Genomic DNA, 23,245 nt, shown 5'->3' with positions numbered 1-23,245 from the left:
GCTCAGTCGAAGGCGAGCACCTCGGCGACGGGCCGACGCGGCGTGGCCCGCCCCTGGGGGCCGTAGCCCAGGCGGAGCACCATGTGGACGAAGGCCGCCGTCGAAGCCGGATCGCGTATGGCGGAGCGGAGTTCGGACCACTCCAGGGGTTGTGACATGAGGGAGGTGGACAGACCGTCGAGGGTGGCCTGGAGGAGGACCCGGTGCAGCGCCTGGCCTGCCATCAGCCACTGCTGCGGATTGTCCTCGACCGTGCTGAGGAGGGCGATCTGCGGCCGCTTCTCGAAGCGTGCCGAAGCGCGGTCTGGGACGTGCCGGGGTGAGTCGAAGTCCCGGACCGGAGAGGTGACGTCGTACTGCCGAGGGCCGAAGGCGTACGAAGGGATGCCTTCGGTCTCGGAGCCCTCGCCGGACGTACCCGTGCGCGTCCAGGCGGCGATCTCCGCGCGAACCGCCGCGTCAGCGGCCTCGAACCTTTCGGAGTCGTGGACGATCTCGAGGACGGCGTCGGTGTGCCAGTCGCCCGGCACGACCAGCTGGCAGCCCTCCAGGAGGGCCGAAGCCCGCAGACCGTCGATCACCTCGGAGGGGATTCGCTCCTCGGTGAAGGGGAATCGGCTGGTGTGGCGCCGCGACAGGGCGGCGTGGAGCGCGACGAGACCGCGGTCGACCTCGTCCACACCATGGAGTTCCACGTCGGCGAAGTGCCAGCGGTCCTCGGGGCGGGGCAGCAGCCGGACCGCGGCATGCGGGCCTCTGTACGCGGCGGCGACCCGCAGACCGAACAGGGCGGCGCCGCAGCCGAGGTGAAGGGCACGGTGGTCCGGGTCCTCCACCGGCATGCCGCGCAACGGATCGCCGTGCAGCTCGATGACGCCGGTACCCGTCTTGCAGACGAACTTCCACGGCTGTGCGTTGTGCATCGAGGGAGCCGTGACGGCGTCTTCGATCAGCGACGTCACGAGTGATCGGGTCAGAGCGGTGGTAGACACGGTTCGTCCTGTCTGCGCTGAGTCACAAGGAGATGTCGTGCGGAGTCCGGGTGGAGGACGCGAGACGCGTGTCGTCCTCGTGGAAGGACAGTCGGTCCACGACGGCGACGACGCCGTCGACGCTCTCGGCGAGTCCGACGAGCATCAGAGCCTGACTCCGCCGCCGGACCCGGCCCCCCAGCGTCACCACGCCGTCCAGGACGTGCACGTCCACCACGTCCGCGGGAAGATCCATGGCATCCGTGAGGACGTCCTCACGGATGCGGCGCCGGATCTCCGCGTCCGGGCGGAGGTAGACACAGAGAAGATCGCGGCGGGTCACGATGCCGACCAGTCGTTCCTCCTCGTCGACCACGGGGAGGCGCTCGACTCCGCGGCGCACCATCAGCCGTGCCGCGTCCGCCACCGTCTCCTCGGCGTGGATCGTGAGGGCCGGGGTGTTCATGAGCTCCCGCGCGGTCAGTTCGCGGCGGGCCAGGAGGTCGCTCTCGGAGACGACTCCGACGACATGGTCGTCCTCGTCCACGACGGGAACCCCGCTGATGTCGTGTTCGGCGAGCATCTTCGCCACCTCCCTGAACGACGCCGCAGGGACGGCGGAGACCACCTCATCGGTCATCAGGCCCCCGACCTTCATGTGCTTCATCACCGCGCCTCCTGTTCGAGGGTTCGGCCGGTGTGCTGTCCCGTGACACCACCCTCCACCGCATGCTCGGGGGCGGCGAGGGCCGAATGGTCCACCCTCGGGCCCGAACGGGCTCGTCGCTGCCGACCCGAGCTCAGCCCCGCCCGGTGTAGGACCTTTGGTCCCGTCGTTGGCCCCAGCGGCCCTCCGGCCGCTCGGGGCCGGCTGCCAGGGTGGAAGGAGTCCCCCGGAGCGCGTGAGGAGGAGCCATGGACGCAACCCCAGCCCGCCCCGGCCCCAGCAGGGTCGTCGTCGGCGTCGACGGATCACCGTCCGCACGCACGGCGGTGACGTGGGCGGCAGCGGAGGCGGCCCTGCGGGGCAGCACTCTCTTCCTCGTCCATGGAGCCGACACGGACACACAGGCCCCGTTCCTGTCCCACGCGGAGATCGTCAGGAGCCGGCAGGAGGGAACGGAACTGCTCGACCGGACCGCCGAGGCGATCACGGCGCGCCACCCCGAGCTGACGGTCGTCACGGAACTCACCTACGGCGGGGCCGCCGACGGGCTGCGCGGCGCCGCCGCCCTGACCGGCATGATCGTCGTCGGGCACCGGGGCCTCGGCGGGTTCCCCTCGTTGTTGCTCGGATCCGTCGGCCTTCAGGTCGCGGCCGGCGCCACCACGCCCGTGGTCGTGGTGCGCGGTACCGCGGAGCCCGTCGAGGCCGGCGTGGTTCTCGCGGCGGTGCGGGACGAGGCCGACGTGGGATGTGCCCGCGCGGGGTCACGCGAAGCCCTGCTGCGCAAGGTACCCCTGCGGCTCCTGCACGTCCGGAGTGCCGGGCTGTCCGCCCGCTCACGGGCCGTGCTGCCCCACGGCGACGATGGGATCGCCCGCGATCACGTACGCGTACTGTCCTCGCTCTCGGAACGGGTCCGGGAGGAGTTCCCGGGACTCACCGTGCACGCCGACGGACAGAAGGGGCGCAGTGTGCCCGGGGCCCTCGTGGACGCGTCGCACCACGCAGACCTTCTGGTCGTCGGTGGCCGGCGTTCGCCCGGATACCTCGGCCCCACCCTCGGCCGGACCACGCTCAGCCTGCTGCAGCACGCGCACTGCCCTGTGGAGCTCATCCCCCGGCAAGGGCCCGGACACGGGAGCACGTCATGACCAGCACCACGGATCGCCGTGACATCGTCGTCGGCATCGACCCGGTCAAGAACTGGCACATGGCCCTCGCCTGGGCCGCGGACGAGGCTCACCGGCGAGGCGTGGGACTGCGCCTGGTGGTCGCGGTGCCCCCGCAGCACAACACCCAACACGTCGACGACACCCCTCGTCACCTGGCACAGCGGCAGGCCGGTACGGAGGCGCTGCGTACGGCACTCGCCTGGGCGCACGCCCGGCAGCCGGACATCGAAACCACTTCCTCCCTTCTCGACGGGTTCCCGGCGGCATCCCTGGCCGCTCTGTCGCACCGGGTCGGCCTGATCGTGCTCGGATCACGGCACCTCAGCCGCCCCGAGGAGTTCCTGAGCGCCGGCTCCCTGGTCGTCCCGGTCACCGCGAAGGCGCACTGCCCGGTGGTCGTCGTGGGCGACGCGGAGCACGTCACGCAGGAGACGCCCTACCTCGTGGTCGGCGTCGACGGCAGCGAGTCCTCACGAGCCGCCCTCGCCTGGGCCTTCGAGGAGGCGGACCTCCGGTGCTGCGCCCTGCGGGCCATCGCCGTCTGGCAGCCCCCCGTCTTCTCCCTGCACAGCGGTGACACGCTGTTCTCCGCCGAACGCCGCCTGCTCTCGGAGACCACCGCCGGTTGGGCGGAGAAACACCCCGACGTCCGGCTCACACACGAGGTGCGCATCGGTTCGCCCGTCGAGACGCTCGCGGACGCCGCCGAACACGCCCTGGCCGTCGTCGTCGGCCGCCGGGGCCGGGGCGGGTACTCCGGGATGCGCGTCGGCTCCGTCGTCCACGGGCTGCTCCACCGCGCCCACTGCCCGGTGATCACCGTCCCCGTGGGGTGAGCGGGCCATGACCGCGTCGGCAGCGGACCGGGCACTCGCCTTGGTTCGGGACACCACGGGGCTCACCGAGGCGGAGGCCGCCCGTCGGCTCGCCGACACCGGCCCCAACGAGGTCACCGCGAGAAGGCCCGTCCGGCTCCACAGCAGGGTCCTGGCCCAACTGACCGACCCGCTGATCATGGTGCTGCTCGGGGCCGTCGTACTGACCCTCGCGATCGGTGACCATCCCGACGCGATCGTCATCGGAGTGGTCGTCCTCGTGAACACGACCGTCGGTGTGGCGCAGGAGATCCGGGCGGATAACGCCGTCGCCGCGCTCTCGGCCCTCACCGCCCCGCACGCACGCGTGCGGCGCGACGGCGTAGTCCGCGACCTCCCGGCAGCGGCGATCGTCCCAGGCGACGTCCTCCTGGTCGGTGAGGGCGACATCGTCGCCGCTGACGCCGAGCTCGCCGAGGCCTTCGCCGTCCTGGTGGACGAGTCCATGCTCACGGGGGAGTCCGTGTCCGTGGACAAGGACCCCGGGGCGACCCTGAGCGCGGGCACGGTCGTCGTCCGCGGCCGAGGCGTGGCCGTGGTCGAGGCGACCGGGGCATCGAGCGCGCTCGGCCGCATCGCGGCTCTTCTCGACGAACGCCGCGAGCCGACCCCGCTGCAGCGCCGACTCGCCGCCCTCGGGCGCGTCCTCGCGGCCGTGACGCTCGCCCTGTGCGTCCTGGTCTTCGCCCTCGGCCTGGTCCGGGGGCTCCCGCTGGGCACGATGGCCGTCACCGCCATCAGCCTGGCCGTGGCGGCGGTCCCCGAATCCCTTCCCGCCGTCGTCACCCTGGCCCTGGCGCTCGGAGCCCGGCGCATGGCCGCCCGGCACGCTCTGGTGCGGCGGCTGCCCGCGGTGGAGACACTCGGCTCGGTGTCCGTCCTCGCCACCGACAAGACCGGCACCCTGACCGAGGGCCGCATGGTCGTCCAGCACGTCTGGTCACCGCGGGTGCGCGCCGAGCTCACGGGCGTGGGGTACGAACCCGAGGGTGAGGTCCTCGTCGCCGGGAGACCGGCGGAAGCGGACGCGCTCGAACCGCTGACGGAGCTCCTGACCGTGACCGCCCTGTGCAACGACGCCACGCTGCGCCCGGCGGACGACCGGAGGCCCGACGGCCGCTGGACGGCTCTGGGCGACCCGATGGAGGCCGCCCTGCTGGCGGCCGCTGCCAAGGCGGGCTGCCCGGAGCCGGCGGAGCTGTCGGTGACCCGCCCCCGGATCGGAGAAGTGCCGTTCGACAGTCTCCGCCGACGCATGACCACGCTCCACAAGACCGGCGGAGACGAGGTGCTCGTCTGCATGAAGGGCGCTCCCGAAGCCGTCCTCGACCCTGCAGTCCTGCAGGATCCTCCGGACGTGCTCGCGGCGGCCCACCAGGAGGCCGCAGGCCTGGCCGCCCGCGGATACCGCGTGATCGCAGTGGCCTCGGGTGTGCGGAACGACCTCCCGAGCCCGCTCACCGATGCGGAGTCGGGGCTCGCCCTCCTCGGCCTCGCCGCGCTCAGCGACCCACCCAAGCCGCATGCCGCAGCGACCCTCGCCTCCTGCCGGGCGGCCGGCATCACCCCCGTCCTCATCACCGGGGACCATCCGGCGACGGCTCGGGCGGTGGCGTCCCACGTCGCACTCCTGGGTGACGGCGCCGAGACGGAAGGCCACGTCGTCACCGGGGCGGACGTGGCCGCAGGTCGAGTCGCCGACCTCACCTCCGTACGGGTCTTCGCCCGTACGGACCCCCAGCAGAAACTGGACATCGTGGAGGCGTGGCGCGCCAGGGGAGCGGTGACCGCCATGACCGGCGACGGGGTCAACGACGGCCCCGCCCTGCACCGCGCCGACATCGGCGTCGCCATGGGCGCACGGGGGACGGAGGTCGCCCGGCAGGCCGCCGACCTCGTCCTCACAGACGACGAGCTCTCGACGGTCGTGGCGGCCGTCGAGGAGGGAAGGCGGGTCTACGACAACATCCGCCGCTTCCTCGTCTACGGGATGGCCGGCGGCGCGGCAGAGATCCTCGTCATGCTCATCGGCCCGCTGCTCGGGCTGCCGCTGCCCCTTCGCGCCGGCCAGATCCTGTGGATCAACCTCCTGACACACGGCCTCACCGGCGTCGCGATGGGCGCCGAACCCGCGTCCCCGGGAGCGATGCACCGCCCGCCGCGCCAGCCTGACCAGCACATTCTCGGCGGTGGCGCCTGGCAGAGGCTGCTCCTTCTCGCGGCCGTCGTCACGGCGGCCTCCCTCGGCGCAGGCCTCGCCGCCCAGACCCTGGGCCTTGCCTGGCAGAGCGTGCTCTTCCTCGCCCTGCTCGCCGCGCAGCTCGGCGTCGCCCTGGGACTGCGCACCCGATTTCTGACCAAGGAGAACCCGTTCCTCCCTCTGTCCGTCCTCGCCTCTGCCCTTCTGGCAGCGGCAGCGCTGTACGTGCCGTTCCTGAACTCGATCCTGGAGACCGAGCCACTCGGCTGGGCGGGTGCCGGCATCGCTCTCGCGTGCGCGCCCGCCGGATTCGTCGCGGCCCGCGTCGTACGGACCGCCTTCCACCCGGGGGGCCCGACAGGAACGGGCGGTTCATCCGGACTACGGTGAGAGTGCGCGCTTAGGGTGCAGCCCGTGCGCTCGATGCAGCCGGAGGTCTCGATGGGCCGGGAGGACACCAAGCCCGCAGGTACACGGCTGCCACGGCTGCGCCTCGACGAGCTGCTCGACGAGGTCCAGGTGCGTATCGACGAGGTGCGTGGCACCAGGGACCGGCTCAACGGGCTGCTCGAAGCCGTCATGTCCGTGGGCCGTGAGCTCGACCTGCCGCAGGTGCTGCGCGACATCGTGGAGTCCGCCGTCACTCTGGTGGACGCAGAGTACGGAGCTCTGGGCGTCATCGGTGACGACCTGAAGCTCTCCGAATTCCTCCCCATCGGCATCGACGACGAACTCCGTGAGCGGATCGGCGCTCTGCCGTCCGGACACGGCATCCTCGGCGAACTGATCCGCAACCCGAAGGCGCTGCGCCTCGCCGAGCTGTCCGAGCACCCGGCCTCGTACGGCTTCCCGGCCCATCATCCGCCGATGCACACGTTCCTGGGCGTCCCCATCCGGGTCCGCGACGAAGTGTTCGGCAACCTCTACCTCACGGAGAAGCGCGGAGGAGCCGACTTCGACGCCGAGGACGAGGCCGTCGTGACGACCCTGGCCGTCGCGGCCGGCATCGCCATCGAGAACGCCCGCCTCTACGAGGAGGGCCGCCTGCGCCAGCGCTGGCTCGCCGCCAGCTCCGACTTCACCAGTGCCCTCCTGTCGGGTGCGGAGGAGACCGAGGTCCTCGGCGGGATGCTGGAGCAGGCGGTGGACATCGCGGGCGCCGACATGGGGGTCTTCTACCTGGTCGGACCGAACGGCGAACTGCGGGGCTCGCTGGCCAGCGGCGAGGGCGCAGAGACGCACCGGGGCGTCGTACTCCCGAACACCGAAGGGACCCTGATCGAGGCCGCCCTCGCGCAGGACGGTCTGGTCACGGTCGCCGACGTCGAGAACGAACCGACCATCACGATGCAGACCGAACGGTGGAAGGGGTACGGACCGGCGGTGGCCGTCGCGGTCGGCACCAAGGAGCTACTCAGAGGGGTACTGATCCTCGCGCGGTGTCACGGGCGACCCGCCTTCACGACCGCCGAGGTCACCGCTCTTCCCGGATTCGCGGGGCAGGCGGCACTGGCGCTCGAACTGGCCGACCGCCGTCGTGACGCCGAACAGGTGAGTCTTCTGGAGGACCGCGACCGGATCGCCCGAGACCTCCACGATCTGGCGATCCAGCGCTTGTTCGCCACCGGGATGACGCTGCAGAGTGCCCGGCGCTTCGTCGAGCACCCGGAGGCTCTGGACCGATTGACCCGGGCCATCGACGACCTCGACGCCACCATCAAGATCATCCGATCGACCATCTTCGGCCTCCGGGAACACGACACCCCGGGAACCGCCCCGAAACTGCGAAAGCGCCTGGTCAAGGCCGTGGATTCGGCGGCGACGACGCTCGGATTCACTCCGGCGCTGCGTATGGAGGGCCTGATCGACACCGACGTACCGACGGCAGCGGCCGAGGAGGTGCTCGCCGTCCTCGGGGAGGCCCTCACCAATGTGGCACGGCACGCCCGGGCCCGAAAGGCGGAGGTGTCGGTCGTGGCCGACGACGGCGTGCTGGCGGTGACGGTGAGTGACGACGGCGTCGGCATACCGCACGGCGGCAGCCGCAGCGGACTGCAGAACCTGTCCGAACGGGCCGAGCGGCTGGGCGGCACGCTATCGGTCCACGCGCGAGCGGCGCCGGGCAGCGGCACGGTCCTCGAGTGGAGGATCCCACTCCCGACCGAGCGGGAATGAGGGCTTCTACGTCCCCTCGGGGTCGTGCTCGTGGACCTGCGCTGCGATGACGGCCGCCTGTACGCGGCGTTCTACGCCGAGTTTGCCGAGCAGCCGGGAGATGTGGTTCTTGACGGTCTTCTCCGACAGATAGAGCCGCTTGGCGATCTGCCGGTTGGTAAGACCCTCGCCGATGAGTTCGAGCACCGACCGCTCCCTGTCGGACAGCACCGCGAGCCGCTCGTCCTCCGGCGGCTTCGCCGCCTCGGGGTCGCGCAGCGAGTGCATCAGCCGGGCGGTGGTGGCCGGATCCAGCATCGACTGACCGGTGGCCACGGTCCGAACCGCCGACACCAGATCCGACCCCTTGATCTGCTTCAGGACGTACCCGGCCGCCCCAGCCATGATCGCGTCGAGGAGAGCGTCCTCGTCGTCGAATGACGTCAGCATCAGGCACGCCAGGTCAGGCATCCGAGACCGCAGCTCCCGGCACACGGAGATGCCGTCCCCGTCGGGCAGTCGCACGTCGAGGACCGCCACGTCCGGGCGTAGGGCGGGGCCCCTGGCCAGTGCCTGCTCCGCACTCGCCGCCTCGCCGACCACTTCCATGTCGGGTTCGTCGTCGATCAGGTCACGAAGGCCCCGGCGGACGACCTCGTGGTCGTCGACGAGGAAGACCCGCGTGGGTGTGGCGGCTGCCTGCAGATCGGACATGGCGACCCCTGCGGTCGGTGGGTTCGTATCCGCCCCCACAAGGATTGTCCGTCATGCGGCGTCTTCGTGGGCGCCGAGATCCATCCGCACGTCGACGACGCCCTCCACCGCCCGCACAGCGCGGGCGAGGAGCGGAACCAGCGACTGTTCAGCGAGCGCGCCGTGAAGGGTGGCCACGCCCTCCAGTACGGACACGTCGAGCCCTGCCGGGGCGGCCGACTCGCCGAGGATGGAACGGCGGATCTCCTCCTCGATCTCGCCGTCCGTTCGGAGGAACACCTTGAGCAGGTCACTCCGGCTGACGACCCCTTCCAGCATTCCGATCTCGTTCACCACCGGCAGCCGCTTCACCTTCCGGGTGGCCATGATGCGTGCCGCCTCGGCGAGCGTGGCGTCCGGGTGGACGGTCACGGCCGGACTCGACATGAGTTCGCCCGCCCGTAGGGCTCCGGCCTTGGCTGCCTCGGCGAATTCGTCGGGGCGGGGCTCGTCGAGGCGGAACTCCTCCTTCGGCAGGAGATCCGCCTCCGACACGACTCCGACGACACGTCCCTCTCCCTCAAGGACGGGCAGGGCACTCACCTTCCACTGGTCCAAGAGCGCGACGATCTCCTTGTAGGGCGCATCACGGCCGATCGCGATGGCGGTGTGGGTCATGACGTCGCTGACGGTGTAGTGCGAGGCAGGCATGACGTTCTCCGGGAGGTGGGCGAGGGTCTACAGGCCGCTGCCGTGCGGGGCGTACAGATCGAGCAGTCGTACTCGGGCGGAGACGAGGCGACGAGCGAGCGTCTGCCCGACGAGATGCCCGAGGGCGGAGCCGAGAGCAGGGTCGGCGTCCATCATCATGCGCACGGTCAGTGCATCGAACTCGTACGCCCGCACACGCGTCATGGCCTCCGCCCCGAAGTGCCAGCGATACGGGGCGAACAGCCACGACCATCCGAGCAGCTCACCCGCATTCACGGTGTCGATCACCGCCGGCTGTGTGCCAGGCACGGCGAAGTCCAAGGTGACCGTGCCCGTCCGAAGGATCCAGAAGCGCCGGGCGGGATCGCCCTCCTCGAACAGCCGGGTGCCTTCAGGGAGGTCCACCGGGCGGCCGCATGCCATCAGCCGTTCTTGTTGGTCGGCGGACAGAGCTGTCGTGAGCCGAGGGGAAGGAAGAGAGCTCATCGGGGACCTCCTCGTCGGTGTCCGCATCCAGTTTCCGCTCCACTTCACGGGGAGAGGGAGGGCCGGATGGCCCCCTCTTCGTACCTCGTGGCGTGGGAGCTTCTGCGGCTGTCGATCTGATGCCGTACACCGAAGCCGACGCACTCGGGTGGCGCGGTCGTCGAGGCCGGCGCCGATGCCCGGGCGCTTGTCGATCAGTCGGGTGGTGGCGTGGCCGACAACGTTGACGTGTGGGGGAGTGCTCCAAGGTCACGCAGCGGTCGAAGGCGTCGATGAACATGCTGGGTCAGTCTCAGATCGCGGCCGGTGCTCAATTCGGTGCCGCGCAGCAGCCGCATCGGGTGGTGTCTGCCGTCCTGCACGGGCCGGCCGGTGCATGGTCGACGGCCGCTTGGTCCGGCCGCTGGGCGCCCGCTGTCATGCCCCGCGTGAACGGCTGCCCGCGGAGGGCGGCCCGGGGGGTTCCTCGAGGATGCTCCAGGCGACCGGGCCCAACAGGTCGGCCGCCGCTGGAACACGTCGATGAGCATGTCGTCGACGGTCAGCATGCCCACGACCCGCTGACCGTCGAGTACGGGCAGACGCCGGAACCCGGATCCTCGGAAGGTCCGGTAGGCCGCGTGGATGTCGTCCGTGACGCTTACGGTGACGACGGGCGAGGTCATCAGCGAATCCACCGCGTCGTTCGCGTCCAGGCCCCCGGCGACGGCACCCAGCGCGAGGTCGCGGTCGGTGACGATGCCGCGGAGGGTCCCGCCCTCGGTCACCAGTACGGAGCCGACTCCGTACTCGGCCATCTCACGGGCCACATGACGCAGCGGTGTTCCTGTCGGTACGGACACCGCCGGATGGCTCATCGCCTCGGATACCGTCATCGGCCGGCTCCTACAATCCCTGGGACAGCAGGAGTTCGTGCCCCAGCCGGGCTCCGCGAGCCGCCTGCTTCTCCCTGTCGGTGTCCTCCGAGGGGATCTCCTCCAGCCCTGCGGCCAGAGCTCTGACGGCCTGCGCCAGGACCTGCACTTGGGCCTCCACGGTACGCAGCTTCTCATGATCGTTCGGGGCGATGTTCTCGGTCATCAGGGTTCGCCTTCCTTCGGGGGTGGGGGACGGGGGATGTTCCCGGGCGATGGGTGAGTCGTGGCGTGGGCCTGGTCGTGGACGGCCGCATCCGCGTCGTCCTAGTCCGCCGTCATGTAAGGCCGCCGGAAGACCAAGGGGCTGGAGCCGAAAGGGCGTACCGCCGACAGCGCTTGGGCGACAGCGGCCTCCAGGGGACCGCTCGTGTCGATCGCGACAGCCTCTGCCCAGGGCGGCTCCCGCTCGGCCATGGCGGTGGCTACGCCGAGCTCGGCGTCTGACGGTCCGGCGGCCCGTGTGCCGAGGCGGGCTGCCGTCGTGTCGTACGGGACCTGGCAGTGCAGGGCTACGAGGTCGGCGCTCGTTCGTTCGGCCACGAGCCGGGCGGCTTCGCGCTGCCTCCCGTCCGACCAGCTGGCGTCCAGGACGACGGATTCGCCACGGGACAGCAGGGTGGATGCGCGCTCGAGCAGGGCCGCGTAGGTGTGGTCGCTCCATTCGGGTGTGTAGAGGCCCTCGCCGTACGGAGCGGGAGCGGGCCGGTCGACAGGGATGCCCGCGAGTTCCTTGCGGAGACGGTCGCTGCTGAGCAGGGTGACGCCCAAGCGGTCGGCCAGCGCGCCGGAGAGCGTGGATTTGCCGCTGCCGGGGAGCCCTCCCACGAGCGTGAGGCTGATGACGGAGGCCCGCAGGTGACGCAGAGTCGTCGTGATGAGGTGCTGTGCGGCTGGGGCGGCACCGGGCGCGCCTTGGCCTGCTTGGATCAAGGCCACCTTGGCGCGGACGAAGGCGCGGTAGGCGACGTAGTGGTGGTGCAGTGAGGGGGGTGAGGGGTCCCCGGAGTACTCGCTGTAGCGGGCGAGGAAGAATGCCGCGGCTTCTGGTGCGTCGAGCTGTTCGAGGTCCATGGCGAGGAAGGCGGCGTCGTCGAGGGCGTCGAGGTAGCGGAGGTGGTCGTCGAACTCCAGGCAGTCCAGCACCCGGGGGCCGTCGTCGAGGCAGAAGATGTCGTCGGCGAGTAGGTCGCCGTGTCCGTCGACGATCCGGCCCTCTTCGATGCGCATGTCGAACAACGACTCGCGGCCGGCGAGGTAGCGGCGGACCAGTTCCTCGATCTCCTCCACGCCCTCGGGCGCGTGGCCATCCGCATCGAGCGCTCGGACCTGTGCGAAGCTCGCCTCCCAGCGGGAGGACAATGCGTCCCGCGTGCCCTGCGCGTCCACGTCCGGAGTGCGGACCGCCTTCGCGTGGTGCGTGGCGAGCAGCCGGGCGACGGCCCGCAGCGCATCCTCGACAACAGCACCCTCCCGTACGAGCCGGGCCAGGCGGCGCTCCGCCGGCATGCGGCGCATCACCACGAGAGGTTCGGGTGATGCCGCGTGCGGGACACTCAACTCGCCCACGCCCAGGTAGACGTCGGGGGCGAAGCGACGGTTGGGAGCGACCTCCCGCTCGCACGCCACCCGCCGCGCCTCAACGGTGGTGTAGTCCAGGAACGTCAGGTCCACCGGCTTCTTGAGCTTGTAGGCCCGCTCGCCGACGAAGAACACCACCGCGGTGTGGGTCTCGTACACCTCCGCCCGCGGAAGCGAGCCGGCGCCGGTGCCGGAGGCGGCGGTCCGTAGCACGGACGCGTCGTCCTGACGCGCTGACGTGATCGCCTCCCCGAGGCGGTTCGACTCAGCCATGGGGACGGCTGAATGAACCGAGCACTGTCGGCGCGAACTCCGAGGCCGCCTTGAGCGGGGCGTGCCGGGTGTCGTCGGCAACCGGGTTGCCGGCGATCACGAGGCCCGGGTGGAGCTCCTGGTCGGGGGACCGGCGAGCGGCGGCCATGCTTTCGGGTGAGCCGTCGAGGCCGACCGTGACGAATGGCTCCATGGCGACTGCTTCCGTCTCGTACGACTCCGGGATGGACGGACGGGTGGACATCGGCAGCCCACGGCCGACGCTCACGTCCCTCACCCCCGAGGAGTACCGCACATCGTCGTGCCGCGCATGCGGGCGGCGTGGAGACCCGGCTCGGAAGCGGGGTGGGCCTGGTCCCGGGCGCTGCCGTGCGGGCCCTTGTCCGGGCAGGCGAGGCCGGGCACTCCACGGTCGGCATCGTCCTCGCAGCCGTCGCCCTGGCCCTGATGCCGTTCCTGTCCGCCGCCCCGCGCCGCGCCGGACGCGAACGGCCCGGCGCCTGGCTCGCCGGGCTCCACGTGCTTCTCCGGTGCGTCCTCCTTGACGAACTGGCGGGCGGCGCGGTCGAAGTAGCGGAGAAGTTCCACCGGGAAGGGCATGACGAGCGTGGAGTTCTTCTCCGCGGCGACCTCGACGACTGTCTGCAGCAGGCGCAGTTGCATGGCCTCCGGGGTGTCGGCCATGATCCGCGACGCGTTCGCCAGCTGCTGAGCGGCCTGGAACTCACCGTCCGCGGTGATCACTCGGGCCCGCCGCTCGCGCTCCGCCTCGGCCTGCCGGGACATCGATCGCTTGAGTGACTCCGGCAGCTGTACGTCCTTGATCTCGACCCGGTCGATGTGGACGCCCCAGCCGGCCGCCGGGCTGTCGATCATCAACGCGAGGCCCTCGTGAAGCCGTTCGCGGTCGGAGAGAAGGTCGTCCAAGTCGCTCTTGCCGATGATCGAGCGGAGGGAGGACTGCGCGACCTGGCCGACGGCGAAGACGTAGTCCTGTACCTCGATCGTGGCCTGTGCCGGATCGACGACCCGGAAGTAGACGACCGCGTCGACCTTGACCGAGACGTTGTCCGGGTGATGCCCTCCTGCGTCGGTCGACGGCACAGTTCAACCGCGACCCGAAGTAGACACGACCGTGCCGGCCGCCTCCCGTAACTCGTCCCGCCCCGTCTGCATCAGACGGGGCGGCCCCCAGGGCTGGGTTTGGGCAGCGTTTGATCACCAAGCTGGCCGCCACATAGGCGGCCTCTGACAGTTGGAGTACACCTTGAGTGCTGAGCCGCCGCGACCTTGGTGAGGATCTCCGCAACCTCCTCGGTGCTTTGATCCTTGGCGGGGACGATGTGGCGCTGTTACGAGCAACTCACCACCACCCCCTGCTTGAGCTGCCGATGATCTGAGCGCCGTTCCTGGCCAGACGGGCCAAGTTCGGCGCCCAGTCACAGCCGCTAGGCACAGCACCCGGACGGCGCATCACATCACAACAGGGCAAACGTTGCCCGATCCGGCCCTAGGGAGCGTCTTGTCGATCATGTGTCGAGCCAGATGAGGGTGCTGGCGAGGGTGACGGCAGCGAGGTAGCGGTCGGGACGCTTGTCGTAACGGGTGGCGATGCCGCGCCATTGCTTGAGGCGGTGGAAGCAGCGTTCGACGACGTTGCGGCGCCGGTAGGCGCTCTTGTCGAATCCGCAGGGCCGTTCACGACGCCGTTTGCGTCCCGCGAGCTGGTCGACGCGCTCGGGAATCGTGGCCTTGATCCCGCGCCGGCGGAGATAGGCGCGGAAGGTGCGGGCCGAGTATCCCTTGTCGCCGACCACGCGGTCGGGCCGGGTCCTGGGTCTGCCCGGACCCGGCCGGGGCACGCGAATGAGACCGATGACGGCCTCGGCCTGAGTGCAGTCGTTGCGGTTGCCCGCGGTGACCAGGAAGGCCAAAGGCCGGCCTCGGCCGTCGCAGGCCAGGTGGATCTTGCTGGTCAGCCCGCCGCGGGAGCGTCCGAGCCCGCGTTCTTCGAGCCCCCTTTGGCGGCCGTGTGCTGGTGGGCCCGCACGATCGTGGAATCGATCGCGACCAGCCAGTCCACCTCCGCCCGGGACTGGGCCGCGGCAAGGAGGCGGTCGAAGGTGCCGTCGACGGCCCAGCGGGCGAACCGTCCGTGGACGGTCTGCCAGGGGCCGAACCGCTCGGGCAGGTCCCTCCAGGGCAGCCCGGTGCGGAACTTGAACACGATGCCCTCGAGGACCTGGCGGTGGTCCCGCCACCGGCCACGAGCCCGACCGACGGGCGGCAGCAGTGGTTCGATCACCGCCCACGCAGCGTCAGAAATCTCCCCATCCCTCACGACCGGACCAACGATCCGATGATCGGCAAGACACCCCCTAGAGCAGGTGCAGGTTGGGTGCCTGCGCGACACTCCCGTATTCGGGCAGTACGACGACCGTGACGCCGGCGTCTTCGAGGATCCCGGTGCCGTTGGCGTCGGCGACGAAGGTGTCGGGTTCGGTCCAGGCGGTGACGACGCGGCGGAGGCCGGCGTCCTGGATGAGCCGGGTGCAGGGGCGGGGGCGGGAGGCTCGTTTGGCGCAGGGCTCCAGGGAGCTGTAGATCGTGGCGGTGGCGAGCCGGGGGTCCCCGATGGGGAGCTTGGCGAGGGCGCCTTCCTCAGCGTGGTCGTGGGGGTCGTTCTCGCGGGAGTATCCGCGGGCGAGTTCGCTCCCATCGGCCGCGACGATGACGGCTCCCACGCTGAAGGCGGTCGTCGAGGGTGGGCAGAGGGCGGCCAGCCTGCAGGCGAGGGTGATCCAGTTCCGGTCCGCGGTGTTGGGCTCGTGGCCGGTGCCTGGGGCAGTGGGGGAGGGGGTGGTGCTCATCGGGGCTCCGTCGAGGTGTCCTTGGGGGCGTACCTCAGGAGTACCACATCGCCGATCTGGCGGGTCTCGAGGAGGCGGAGACGGGCTGCGGGGCCGCCGGGGTAGTGCGCCGGACTGAGCATCCGTACCGCATCGGGCTGGCCGACCAGAAGCGGGGCGATGACGAGCTGCAGCTCGTCGGCGAGCTCTGCCTCCAGGAGCTGCGTGTGGATGGTGCCGCCGCCTTCGACCATGAGCCGTTCGACGGCGTACTCGTCGCCGAGGAGGTCGAGCGCGGTCGGCCACACGGCCTCGACGGGGACGCTCTGTACGGTTGCCAGGTCGCCGAGGTTGGCGCGGGCCTTCGCGGCGGCTGCGTCGCCGACGGCCAGGACGAGCTTGTCCCCGCCGTGGTGCCAGAACTTCCAGTCGGGGTCGAGATCACCGGTGCCGGTGATGGTGACCTTGAGCGGGTACTCCGGCTTGCCTGCTGCGATCCGTGCCGTCCTGTGCTCTGCCGAGTTGACGAGGAGGCGGGGGTTGTCGGCACGGAGTGTCCCGGCGCCGACGAGGATCGCGTCGGCGCTTGCCCGTACGGAGTCGACGCGGTCGAAGTCCTCCTTGTTGGACAGCAGGAGCCGGTCCTCGCCCGGACGGGTGTCGAGGTGGCCGTCGAGCGACACGGCTGCGGACAGCAGTACGTACGGGCGGGGCACGCGATCTCCAGAGGGTGTGTGCGGTTGGGTCAGGCGGGATGCAGGACGATGCGATCGAGCGCGGCGCGGAACTCCGCGACGCCGTCCTCCGCAGCTGCGGGGGCGAGCATCCGGTCGAGCCGGTCGAGCTGGCCGATGATCCGTGCGGACCCGGTCTCGGCGGCAATCCCCACGGCCTGCGCGCCGATACGGGCAGCCAGGGGCATATTGCCTGTGCCCGCATGGGCACGTGCTGCGCGGGCGAGGTAGACACCGCGATCCCGGCGATAGGAGGGGGGAAGCGCCGCGATGGCGCTGTCGAAGCCGGCTGCGGCCTGCTCGTATTCGCCGAGTGCGGCGAGGGAGCGTGCGCGGGCGGTGTTGACATAGGCGGTGTCGAGCCAGGAGCCCCAAACGCCGTCGGTGTCCGCGCTACCGAGGAGGGTGAGTGCGGAGTCGTAGGCCCTGCGGGCTTCGTCGCCTTCACCCAGCACGGCGTGGGCATGGGCCTCGTGCAGGATGGCGATCACTTCGAGACGACTTCCGGCCCGGGCGGTGCGCCGGGCAGCGGTGGCGAGGCCGAGGGCGTCGGAGGGATGTCCGGTGTCGACCGCGAGCTGTGCCTTGCGCCCGAGGATGTACGCGGTGAGGTCGGAGTCTCCGGCGATGTGGGAGGCGTCGAGTGCCTTCGCGGTATGGCCGCGGGCGGCGCGCTCATCGCCTATGTCCTGGGCGAACCAGCCCGCCAGTTCCTCGTATCGCGTCTCCAGGGCGAGGAATGCGACGGCGTCGGCGCCACGGGCCGCTCGGCGCCTAACGGCCAGGGAGACGAGGTGCTGCTGGAGCGCGGGCAGCACGTGCCGGGGGCCGATCAGGTTGTCTGCCTGGATCATCACCCGGCGGAGCTGCGCGAAGTGCTCGAAGGGGGATCCCAAGTCGGCGAGTTCGGTGGCAGCCGTTGCCGTCGTGGCCGGGACGGCCGTCGCAGCCAGGCCGGCGAGCCCGGAGGCGAGAACAACACGGCGGGGCACGGGCACGAAGAGGATCCTTCCGTGGATGCGGGCGGGGACGACGACCGTGTCTTCGTCGTCTCCGCCAGAGCCTGCCTGCCCGAACTCGCTCACGGCCAGTGTTCCCGGGGCACTGGCCCCATAGTCCCGTGTTTTGGCCCCATGATCAGTCGTCCTGGCCCTGGACACGACACCGGAGTCGTCCTGGGGAGCCATGCGCTCCGCCTCGTCCCAGCACCGAACCAGGGCGCCGGCGGCGTCGAGCACCTCGTCGAGGACGACGGCTACGTGCCGGGGGACGGGACGCTCAGCACGCTCGAAGCGCCCTAGATGCGAGCGGTCGATCAAGGCCCGGTGCGCGAGCGCCTGTTGTGACAACCCACGAGCCTCGCGGAACTGGCGGAGTTCGTAACCCCAGCGATGCCACGGGCCGGCATCCGGAGTCAGCTGGTTCGGCTGCTGCCCCATGCGCTCCCCCTCACCGTCAACGTCGGCTCGCCCCATGGTCGCAGCCGGCTGCACCGGCTCTCGTCGAAAGGGGCCTGCGGAGCCAACGAGCGAGGCTCCATCCAGGGGCTCCCGCCCGCGGCCCCGCTCGGATTCCATCGTTGCCACGAGCTGGTCACACGGTATCCGAACGACCCGTGGGACAGCCCTGATTCACGTCAGTGCTCACGGAGCGGCCGTCGATTCGAACGCTTCACCGCAGTCGTCGGAGTGAGTTCGGCGAGGACTGAGCGCGATCCCAGGAAGGCGACCTATGAGAAGAACCAGAAGTGTCGATGACGTGATCGCTTCGCCGATCCCGCCGGAGCCGTCGTCGTACAGCGACCGGCTCGCCCGGCTCCGTCTGCAGTTCCGGCGCGAGGCGGCTGAGAGACGCAACCGTCAGTCCGCCGGTCGTCCACTTCGGGTTCTGGCCTACAGCTTGGTACTGGGCAGGGGCGCCGACCCGGGCGACGACTGGAGCACCCTCCAGGCCGAGGCTGAGCAGCGCGGGTACGAGCTGGGAGCAAGGCTCCACGACGTGGCTGTTCCCGTGGTCACGATGCGCCTGCCCGGCGCGCATGCCGGCCGTGGCGTCTACACGCCGCCCCAGGACCGCCCTGGTTGGAGGGAAGCCGAACGACTGATCCGAGGCGGGTTCGCGGACGGCGTGATCGTCATGGACCGGCACGACATCAGCTCCGACGACGACGAGTACCACGCCGTGATTAAGGGGCTGGGCGAGCGATACCAGGCGTTCGTGCACCTCGTGATCCCTGAGGAGCCGGCTGCACCGACCTGAAGGCGTCCGGGGCGCTGGATGGACGCCAAGGGATGGGGCTGGAGACAGGTCAGCGCCCAAGTCCTTGTCGTCGTCACCGTGTTCGCCGCCTTCATCGCCGTCTATTACTCCACCTGATCAGAGGGCCAGCATGACGTTCGAGGGACACACCGACCGGGCCCCATGCCTCCTGCCGCACCGCTTGTGGGACAAGACGCTCGTGATCCCGGAAGCGGCACCGAGGCCGCCCGACCCGGCTGGAACCAACCTCTTCGCCACCTCCGCCGCCGAGGCGCGGCGCGCCGGCTCCGAACCCTTCCACCTGCCCGCTCCCGGGACCACGACATCCGACGGTGCCTGCGACGGTCCGCAGGGTTCGGAATGAAGACGATCACGCGCCGCCTCAGCCCCGCCCAGTGGGATAGCTGGTATCGCGGGGGCCGAGCCGTGGACCGCAAGGTGACCGACGCCGAGGCCGACCGCTTCCTCAGGCACGTCAGTCTCTATGCGGGGTCGTCCGTACTCGACGTCGGGTGCGACATCGGCGGCTTCAGCAGACAGCTCCTCCGCTGGGGCCACGACGTACTGGGGCTGGACGTCTCCCCGGCCGCGGTCGAGATCGCACAACGGCGAGGTACCCAAGAGCGGTTGCGGTACGGCGTTCACGACTTCGGCGCGAGTACCCGTGCACCACACCCGAAAGGCAACGTCCCCATGTACGCGTTCGGCCTCTGCATCGATCAGCAATACCTCCTCCCCGGCCTCGCCACCCTTGCCGGCCTGGCGGACAGCCTCACACCGGCTGCCCGTCGCAACGCGGCCGTGCGGGTGCTCACCCTCGACCTCACCCCGGCACAAGCCCTCCTTCTCTCCAACCTCGCCAAGCGGGTCGGATTCGGTTCCTTCGACGTCCGCCGCTGCGCCCCGATGCGCACCTCCCGCATGGCGGACGCTTCGTACATCACCGTGACTACCTACTTGCGGTTCGAGTTCACGCCGGGCTTCGTCCGCAGGCCCTACCTGATCTACGTGGACGCGGACGTGCTCGTGCGCGGAGATCTCACCGAGCCGCTCGACCTCCTGGCGCCGGACGAGACCGGCGCGGTCAGGGACGAGTTCAACCCGGCAGTCGGGGCGTGCCCGGCCCTGCCGGGTGCCGCCGAGCGCTGGCCCCATCTGCGCGGCCACCCCTACTTCAACGCGGGCGTCCTCTGGACACACACCAGCCACATGCCCGCAGTCCGCAAGGGCGTCCAGCACGCGCTGACCCACGCCCGTCGCCACATCCTCCACAACGACCAGGACGCACTGAACCTGTGGCTCCTGCACTCCGGCCGAGTGCGACCGGTCGCCGCCGGATTCAACCGGTTCGAGACTTCCCGTTTCCTTGAGCGGGGGAACTGGGTGCGCAGGGTCGTCACACGACCTCTCAGGCCGGACCCGAGCGCGGCCCTCGTGCACTTCGTCGGTCCTGAGAAGCCGTGGCAGGCCGACTGCCCTGCCACCGAGGACGTGGCCGAGTACCGGCGGCACCTGTCGCGCACCCTGCGTCACGTCCGCCGGCTGGGCGCGATCGGTGCGGAACCGGCGGGTGCATGGTGAACAGGGACGTACCTGCGGCCGTCGCGCGGGCCGCCTCCGGTCTCGTCGGGGTTCCCGTCCGCGCCGCACACCGCCTGTCCGCACGATCGAGGACGGTCGTGCACCGGGCGCTGCTGACCGACGGCCGGAGCGTGGTGATCAAGCTGTACGAAGCCACCGCCCGCCGCAACGCGATCACCGAGGCCGCGGCGATCCGGGCCGCAGCCACCCATGTCCCCGTACCAGCCGTCCTCGCCTACGGACATGTACCCGGTCACGAGGTGACCGCTCTCGTCACCGCCGACCTCGGCCCGCTCACCCTCGGCAGCGCTGTGCACTCCGGCCGGGTGAGCGACGAGCGAGCTCTGAGAGACCTAGGCGGCCTGCTCGGCCGCCTGCACCGGGCGCCCGTCCAGATGTGGGCCCCGCGCCGGCCGCTCCACGAGCAGGTCACCTCGCTCGGCCGTCGCTGCCCGCCCAGCACCCTGGACCGCATCGCGCCCGCCTTGGCCGCCATCGCCGACGCCCCTGCAGCGGCCCCGGTGTGGTGCCACGGCGACCTGCACGGCGACAACGTCGTGATCGCCGGCCCCCGAGCTGTCCGTCACCTCGTCGACTTCACCGATGCCGCAGCCGGACCCCGTGAATCCGACGTGGCCCAGACCCTGGTCATGATCGGCGACCTCGCCTCCGTCCGGGCCCGCCAGCTCACCGACGCCTACCCGCTCGCCCTGGACCATCACCAGCTGGCGGCCTGGTTCGTCTTCCACACGGTGCGCTGCTGGGCGCACTCGGCACCTAGGGACGATCGCACACGGTGGGCCGGCCGCCTGGACGAGCTGAGCCGGCGGACCCCTCATCTCTTCCGCTTACCCCGCCCGGAAAGGACGTACCGATGAGCGCCCCTGCCCTGTCGGTGGTGATCCCGGCCTTCAACGAGGCCGCCTACCTGCCCCGCTATCTGCCCTCCGTCCTCAACTCCCTCGCCCGCTGGGAGGAGATCACCGGCCACACAGGGGAGGTGATCGTCGTCGACAACGCCAGCACCGACGCCACCGCCGACATGGCCGCCTCCTTCGGCGTCCGCGTCGTCACCGAGTCCGTCCGCAACATCGGCCGGGTCCGCAACACCGGAGCGACTGCCGCCCGCAGCGGCCGGCTCTTCTTCACCGACGCGGACGTGGCCCTGCCCCTGGAAGCCGTCAGCGCCGCCGCGGCCGCCATGGACGCCGGTGCCATCGGTGGCGCCATCCCGCCGCTCTACACGCCCGAACGGCTCGGTGCCCGCCTGCTGTGTGCGTACTGGGATCATTACCGCACCCGGCGCGGCGGAGCCCAGGGTGTCAACCAGTTCTGCACCACCGACGCGTTCCACCACGTCGGCGGGTACCGGGACGACCTGTTCATGAGCGAGGACGTGGAGTTCTTCGCCCGCCTCACCGCCCACGGCCAGGGCACCGGTCGGCCCGTGGCGATCCTCGACGAGCTGCGCGTACGCCCATCCACCCGCCGGTACGACCAGTGGTCGAGCCTGCGGATGCTCTGGTGGCAGAACCCCGTGACCGCCCGCCTGCGCCTCCGGTCGCCCCGCATGTGGCGCCACTGGTACGAGAGCACCGTGCGATGACGAAGGAGACCCCTGTGCAGCCCCAGCCTCTGGCCGACCTGCCGGTTCCCGACGGGCACGGCATCTACACCTTCCCCGACGACCTTCACCGCGCCCACCAGGCGCACACCAAGCAACTCGCCGCCCGCCACCGGACCCACGACCACCGCGTGCTGGAGGTGACCGCGCCCCACACCCGCGTCCCGTACTGCATCGAGGCCCGCACCCCCGCCGGCCGCCCAGTCCTTGTCATCGAACCCCACCACGACGACTTCGCCCTCTCCGCCTCCGGCACCTTCCTCGCGCGCCCCCGACCGCTGACCGTGGCCACCGTCTTCACCCGGTCCCGGAGCGTGCACCCTGCCCTGGAGGCCATGTACGCCGACGTCGGCGCCGTGTCCGAGCTGCGGGACCGAGAGGGCGCCGCCGCGCTCGCACCGTTCGCCGCCCGACGGCTCCTCCTCGGTCACAAGGATGCCGAGCCCCCGTACCGTCCCTACGACCCCGGACTGCTCGACCAGGTCACCGAGGAGCTCCGCCGGATCGCCGCGGCCCACCCCGGCGCCGAACTCCTCGCACCCGCCGCCGTCACTCGCCACCCCGACCACCTCCTCGTCCACGAGGCGGCCGTCCGCGTCGGCTGTACCTGGTTCTGGGAGGACCTCGCCTTCTGGGCCACGTACGCCCTCGCCGGCTGCGACCAGCACCTCTTCCGAACGCGTACGGGGGCGACGATGCGGCCCGAGCTGGTCGACATCACCGACGTCGTCCTGGACAAGGTCACCGTCCTGCGGATGCACGGCTCGCAGATGTACCCGGCCCGAAAGATGTACCGGCCGATCCGGCACGCCTTCACCACCGCGGCCGACCTCGTCGACGGGACCGGGCTCTACGCCGAACGCTTCTACCGGACGGAGGAGTCGACGTGCTGACCATCGCCCTGGAGGGACCTTCCTACGCCGGCAAGTCTACGGCGATACGCCACCTACGCCACACCGCCCTTGGCTCGCGAGCGTTCGTCTCCGACTGCTACGTCAAGCACATCGCCCACCGCGATGACATCCCTCCGGCCCGGACCGACTCTGCGGCTGCGCAACTCGCCGCCTTCGAACGGTTCATGGAGATCGAGGCCGCCCGAGTCGCCGAAGTCGCCGCGAGCGGCAGGCGATTCGTCATCCTCGACCGCTCCGTGGACACGCTCCTCGCCCACGCGTACGCCCTGGACGCCCTGTTCGGATTCGGCGTCCACTACCAGCTCCGTGACCGGCTCAAGGCACTCCCGTTTCTGTGTCCCGACCACACCCTCTACCTCGACGTACCGGCCGAGACGCTCCACCTCCGCCGCAAGACCGCCGGCCACACAGCCGCCGAGTCCGAGTACTTCCTCCACGAGCCCGGCTTCCTCCACCATGCACGTGACTACTTCGTCCACACTCCCAGGCGGCCCGTGACGCGAGAACTGGCCGTTCTGGCCGCCGACGCGGGCCCGGACGATGTCGCCCGGGCCGTGGAAGCCCTCGTCGCCTTCTGGGCGAGGTGA

22 protein-coding genes and 5 pseudogenes are annotated in these 23,245 nt (G+C 70.6%); 13 read left to right on the top strand and 14 right to left on the bottom strand.

Annotation, left to right across the window (positions count from 1 at the left end):
* Nucleotides 1–2: 2 nt before the first annotated feature.
* Together OG259_RS04355 and OG259_RS04350 are read right to left on the bottom strand one after the other, a co-directional pair.
* Complete coding sequence (locus tag OG259_RS04355) at nucleotides 3–992, bottom strand: Acg family FMN-binding oxidoreductase (protein WP_328940965.1); 990 nt, start codon at nucleotides 990–992, stop codon at nucleotides 3–5.
* 22 nt (nucleotides 993–1,014) lie between these two features.
* Nucleotides 1,015–1,638, bottom strand: a complete 624-nt coding sequence (locus OG259_RS04350; protein ID WP_328940964.1) for a CBS domain-containing protein — start codon at nucleotides 1,636–1,638, stop codon at nucleotides 1,015–1,017.
* 248 nt (nucleotides 1,639–1,886) lie between these two features.
* Between OG259_RS04350 and OG259_RS04345 the strand changes: the two genes are divergently transcribed.
* From OG259_RS04345 to OG259_RS04330, 4 genes are read left to right on the top strand one after another with little or no spacing between them, the layout of a single operon-like run.
* Nucleotides 1,887–2,789 carry a universal stress protein gene (locus OG259_RS04345; protein ID WP_024756518.1) on the top strand — a complete coding sequence of 301 codons (903 nt, stop codon included), beginning with the start codon at nucleotides 1,887–1,889 and terminating at the stop codon, nucleotides 2,787–2,789.
* The gene (locus OG259_RS04340) at nucleotides 2,786–3,646 is read left to right on the top strand and encodes a universal stress protein (RefSeq protein WP_328940963.1); all 861 of its coding nucleotides are present in this window, start codon (nucleotides 2,786–2,788) and stop codon (nucleotides 3,644–3,646) included. Before OG259_RS04345 ends, OG259_RS04340 begins: the two co-directional genes overlap by 4 nt.
* A gap of 7 nt (nucleotides 3,647–3,653) precedes the next feature.
* Nucleotides 3,654–6,275 (top strand): cation-translocating P-type ATPase, encoded by a 2,622-nt coding sequence (locus tag OG259_RS04335; protein ID WP_328940962.1) that lies wholly within the window; start codon nucleotides 3,654–3,656, stop codon nucleotides 6,273–6,275.
* 51 nt (nucleotides 6,276–6,326) lie between these two features.
* Nucleotides 6,327–8,060, top strand: coding sequence for a sensor histidine kinase (locus OG259_RS04330; RefSeq protein ID WP_328946988.1), 1,734 nt, complete (start codon nucleotides 6,327–6,329; stop codon nucleotides 8,058–8,060).
* 6 nt (nucleotides 8,061–8,066) lie between these two features.
* Here the strand turns inward: OG259_RS04330 and OG259_RS04325 are convergent, their stop codons facing one another.
* From OG259_RS04325 to OG259_RS04295, 7 genes are all read right to left on the bottom strand, one after another.
* Nucleotides 8,067–8,753, bottom strand: a complete 687-nt coding sequence (locus OG259_RS04325) for a response regulator transcription factor (protein WP_328940961.1) — start codon at nucleotides 8,751–8,753, stop codon at nucleotides 8,067–8,069.
* Nucleotides 8,754–8,804: 51 nt separating this feature from the next.
* Nucleotides 8,805–9,443: a CBS domain-containing protein gene (locus tag OG259_RS04320; protein ID WP_328940960.1), complete on the bottom strand. Its 639-nt coding sequence runs from the start codon at nucleotides 9,441–9,443 to the stop codon at nucleotides 8,805–8,807.
* A gap of 27 nt (nucleotides 9,444–9,470) precedes the next feature.
* Complete coding sequence (locus tag OG259_RS04315; RefSeq protein ID WP_328940959.1) at nucleotides 9,471–9,929, bottom strand: Crp/Fnr family transcriptional regulator; 459 nt, start codon at nucleotides 9,927–9,929, stop codon at nucleotides 9,471–9,473.
* Between the two features lie 194 nt (nucleotides 9,930–10,123).
* On the bottom strand, nucleotides 10,124–10,786 hold the full coding sequence (locus OG259_RS04310; protein ID WP_328940958.1) for a CBS domain-containing protein: 663 nt from the start codon (nucleotides 10,784–10,786) through the stop codon (nucleotides 10,124–10,126).
* A 28-nt stretch (nucleotides 10,787–10,814) separates the two neighbouring features.
* A complete protein-coding gene (locus tag OG259_RS04305; RefSeq protein ID WP_328940957.1) occupies nucleotides 10,815–11,009 on the bottom strand; it encodes a hypothetical protein in 195 nt (64 codons plus the stop codon).
* A 101-nt stretch (nucleotides 11,010–11,110) separates the two neighbouring features.
* Nucleotides 11,111–12,583, bottom strand: coding sequence for a bifunctional aminoglycoside phosphotransferase/ATP-binding protein (locus OG259_RS04300; protein ID WP_328946987.1), 1,473 nt, complete (start codon nucleotides 12,581–12,583; stop codon nucleotides 11,111–11,113).
* 106 nt (nucleotides 12,584–12,689) lie between these two features.
* The gene (locus tag OG259_RS04295) at nucleotides 12,690–12,965 is read right to left on the bottom strand and encodes a hypothetical protein (RefSeq protein WP_328940956.1); all 276 of its coding nucleotides are present in this window, start codon (nucleotides 12,963–12,965) and stop codon (nucleotides 12,690–12,692) included.
* A gap of 98 nt (nucleotides 12,966–13,063) precedes the next feature.
* Here OG259_RS04295 and OG259_RS41735 point away from each other — a divergent pair.
* Nucleotides 13,064–13,186 (top strand): annotated as a pseudogene (locus OG259_RS41735) (cation transporter); the annotation flags it as partial.
* Between the two features lie 69 nt (nucleotides 13,187–13,255).
* On the opposite strand, the pseudogene OG259_RS41730 reads toward OG259_RS41735, so the two are convergent.
* From OG259_RS41730 to OG259_RS04275, 4 genes and pseudogenes are all read right to left on the bottom strand, one after another.
* Nucleotides 13,256–13,791, bottom strand: a pseudogene (locus tag OG259_RS41730) (SPFH domain-containing protein); the annotation flags it as partial.
* A gap of 435 nt (nucleotides 13,792–14,226) precedes the next feature.
* Nucleotides 14,227–15,038: pseudogene (locus tag OG259_RS04285) on the bottom strand (IS5 family transposase).
* Between the two features lie 37 nt (nucleotides 15,039–15,075).
* Nucleotides 15,076–16,262, bottom strand: a pseudogene (locus OG259_RS04280) (dihydrofolate reductase family protein).
* 29 nt (nucleotides 16,263–16,291) lie between these two features.
* The gene (locus OG259_RS04275; protein WP_328940954.1) at nucleotides 16,292–17,365 is read right to left on the bottom strand and encodes a DNA-binding protein; all 1,074 of its coding nucleotides are present in this window, start codon (nucleotides 17,363–17,365) and stop codon (nucleotides 16,292–16,294) included.
* Between the two features lie 48 nt (nucleotides 17,366–17,413).
* On the opposite strand from OG259_RS04275, the gene OG259_RS04270 reads away from it, so the two are divergent.
* Nucleotides 17,414–17,581: a hypothetical protein gene (locus OG259_RS04270; RefSeq protein WP_328940953.1), complete on the top strand. Its 168-nt coding sequence runs from the start codon at nucleotides 17,414–17,416 to the stop codon at nucleotides 17,579–17,581.
* Here the strand turns inward: OG259_RS04270 and OG259_RS41725 are convergent.
* A pseudogene (locus OG259_RS41725) lies at nucleotides 17,549–17,719 on the bottom strand (helix-turn-helix domain-containing protein); the annotation flags it as partial. The gene OG259_RS04270 and the pseudogene OG259_RS41725 sit on opposite strands and share 33 nt — an antisense overlap.
* Before the next feature lie 292 nt (nucleotides 17,720–18,011).
* Here OG259_RS41725 and OG259_RS04265 point away from each other — a divergent pair.
* The 7 genes from OG259_RS04265 (at nucleotide 18,012) to OG259_RS04235 (ending at nucleotide 23,245) form a co-directional block, all read left to right on the top strand.
* Nucleotides 18,012–18,539 carry a hypothetical protein gene (locus tag OG259_RS04265; RefSeq protein WP_328940952.1) on the top strand — a complete coding sequence of 176 codons (528 nt, stop codon included), beginning with the start codon at nucleotides 18,012–18,014 and terminating at the stop codon, nucleotides 18,537–18,539.
* Nucleotides 18,540–18,669: 130 nt separating this feature from the next.
* The gene (locus OG259_RS04260) at nucleotides 18,670–18,903 is read left to right on the top strand and encodes a hypothetical protein (protein ID WP_328940951.1); all 234 of its coding nucleotides are present in this window, start codon (nucleotides 18,670–18,672) and stop codon (nucleotides 18,901–18,903) included.
* 62 nt (nucleotides 18,904–18,965) lie between these two features.
* Entirely contained in the window at nucleotides 18,966–20,120 is a 1,155-nt protein-coding gene (locus tag OG259_RS04255; protein ID WP_328940950.1) for a glycosyltransferase, read from the top strand.
* Nucleotides 20,114–20,998, top strand: coding sequence for an aminoglycoside phosphotransferase family protein (locus OG259_RS04250; protein WP_328940949.1), 885 nt, complete (start codon nucleotides 20,114–20,116; stop codon nucleotides 20,996–20,998). The genes OG259_RS04255 and OG259_RS04250 overlap by 7 nt, the downstream gene beginning before the upstream one ends.
* A complete protein-coding gene (locus tag OG259_RS04245) occupies nucleotides 20,995–21,726 on the top strand; it encodes a glycosyltransferase (protein ID WP_328940948.1) in 732 nt (243 codons plus the stop codon). Before OG259_RS04250 ends, OG259_RS04245 begins: the two co-directional genes overlap by 4 nt.
* The gene (locus tag OG259_RS04240) at nucleotides 21,723–22,637 is read left to right on the top strand and encodes a PIG-L deacetylase family protein (RefSeq protein WP_328940947.1); all 915 of its coding nucleotides are present in this window, start codon (nucleotides 21,723–21,725) and stop codon (nucleotides 22,635–22,637) included. The genes OG259_RS04245 and OG259_RS04240 overlap by 4 nt, the downstream gene beginning before the upstream one ends.
* The gene (locus OG259_RS04235) at nucleotides 22,631–23,245 is read left to right on the top strand and encodes a hypothetical protein (protein WP_328940946.1); all 615 of its coding nucleotides are present in this window, start codon (nucleotides 22,631–22,633) and stop codon (nucleotides 23,243–23,245) included. The genes OG259_RS04240 and OG259_RS04235 overlap by 7 nt, the downstream gene beginning before the upstream one ends.

Source organism: Streptomyces sp. NBC_00250 (assembly GCF_036192275.1).
Classification (GTDB): Bacteria; Actinomycetota; Actinomycetes; order Streptomycetales; family Streptomycetaceae; genus Streptomyces.
This window is presented reverse-complemented; position numbering and strand designations above follow the sequence as displayed.

Coding starts and splice junctions, on each gene's coding strand:
- OG259_RS04250 (WP_328940949.1), top strand. CDS start 20,114: ATGGTGAACAGGGACGTACCTGCGGCCGTCGCGCGGGCCGCCTCCGGT.
- OG259_RS04315 (WP_328940959.1), bottom strand. CDS start 9,929: ATGAGCTCTCTTCCTTCCCCTCGGCTCACGACAGCTCTGTCCGCCGAC.
- OG259_RS04270 (WP_328940953.1), top strand. CDS start 17,414: ATGATCAGTCGTCCTGGCCCTGGACACGACACCGGAGTCGTCCTGGGG.
- OG259_RS04310 (WP_328940958.1), bottom strand. CDS start 10,786: ATGAGCCATCCGGCGGTGTCCGTACCGACAGGAACACCGCTGCGTCAT.
- OG259_RS04350 (WP_328940964.1), bottom strand. CDS start 1,638: ATGAAGCACATGAAGGTCGGGGGCCTGATGACCGATGAGGTGGTCTCC.
- OG259_RS04330 (WP_328946988.1), top strand. CDS start 6,327: ATGGGCCGGGAGGACACCAAGCCCGCAGGTACACGGCTGCCACGGCTG.
- OG259_RS04340 (WP_328940963.1), top strand. CDS start 2,786: ATGACCAGCACCACGGATCGCCGTGACATCGTCGTCGGCATCGACCCG.
- OG259_RS04345 (WP_024756518.1), top strand. CDS start 1,887: ATGGACGCAACCCCAGCCCGCCCCGGCCCCAGCAGGGTCGTCGTCGGC.
- OG259_RS04325 (WP_328940961.1), bottom strand. CDS start 8,753: ATGTCCGATCTGCAGGCAGCCGCCACACCCACGCGGGTCTTCCTCGTC.
- OG259_RS04305 (WP_328940957.1), bottom strand. CDS start 11,009: ATGACCGAGAACATCGCCCCGAACGATCATGAGAAGCTGCGTACCGTG.
- OG259_RS04245 (WP_328940948.1), top strand. CDS start 20,995: ATGAGCGCCCCTGCCCTGTCGGTGGTGATCCCGGCCTTCAACGAGGCC.
- OG259_RS04265 (WP_328940952.1), top strand. CDS start 18,012: ATGAGAAGAACCAGAAGTGTCGATGACGTGATCGCTTCGCCGATCCCG.
- OG259_RS04240 (WP_328940947.1), top strand. CDS start 21,723: ATGACGAAGGAGACCCCTGTGCAGCCCCAGCCTCTGGCCGACCTGCCG.
- OG259_RS04260 (WP_328940951.1), top strand. CDS start 18,670: ATGACGTTCGAGGGACACACCGACCGGGCCCCATGCCTCCTGCCGCAC.
- OG259_RS04335 (WP_328940962.1), top strand. CDS start 3,654: ATGACCGCGTCGGCAGCGGACCGGGCACTCGCCTTGGTTCGGGACACC.
- OG259_RS04320 (WP_328940960.1), bottom strand. CDS start 9,443: ATGCCTGCCTCGCACTACACCGTCAGCGACGTCATGACCCACACCGCC.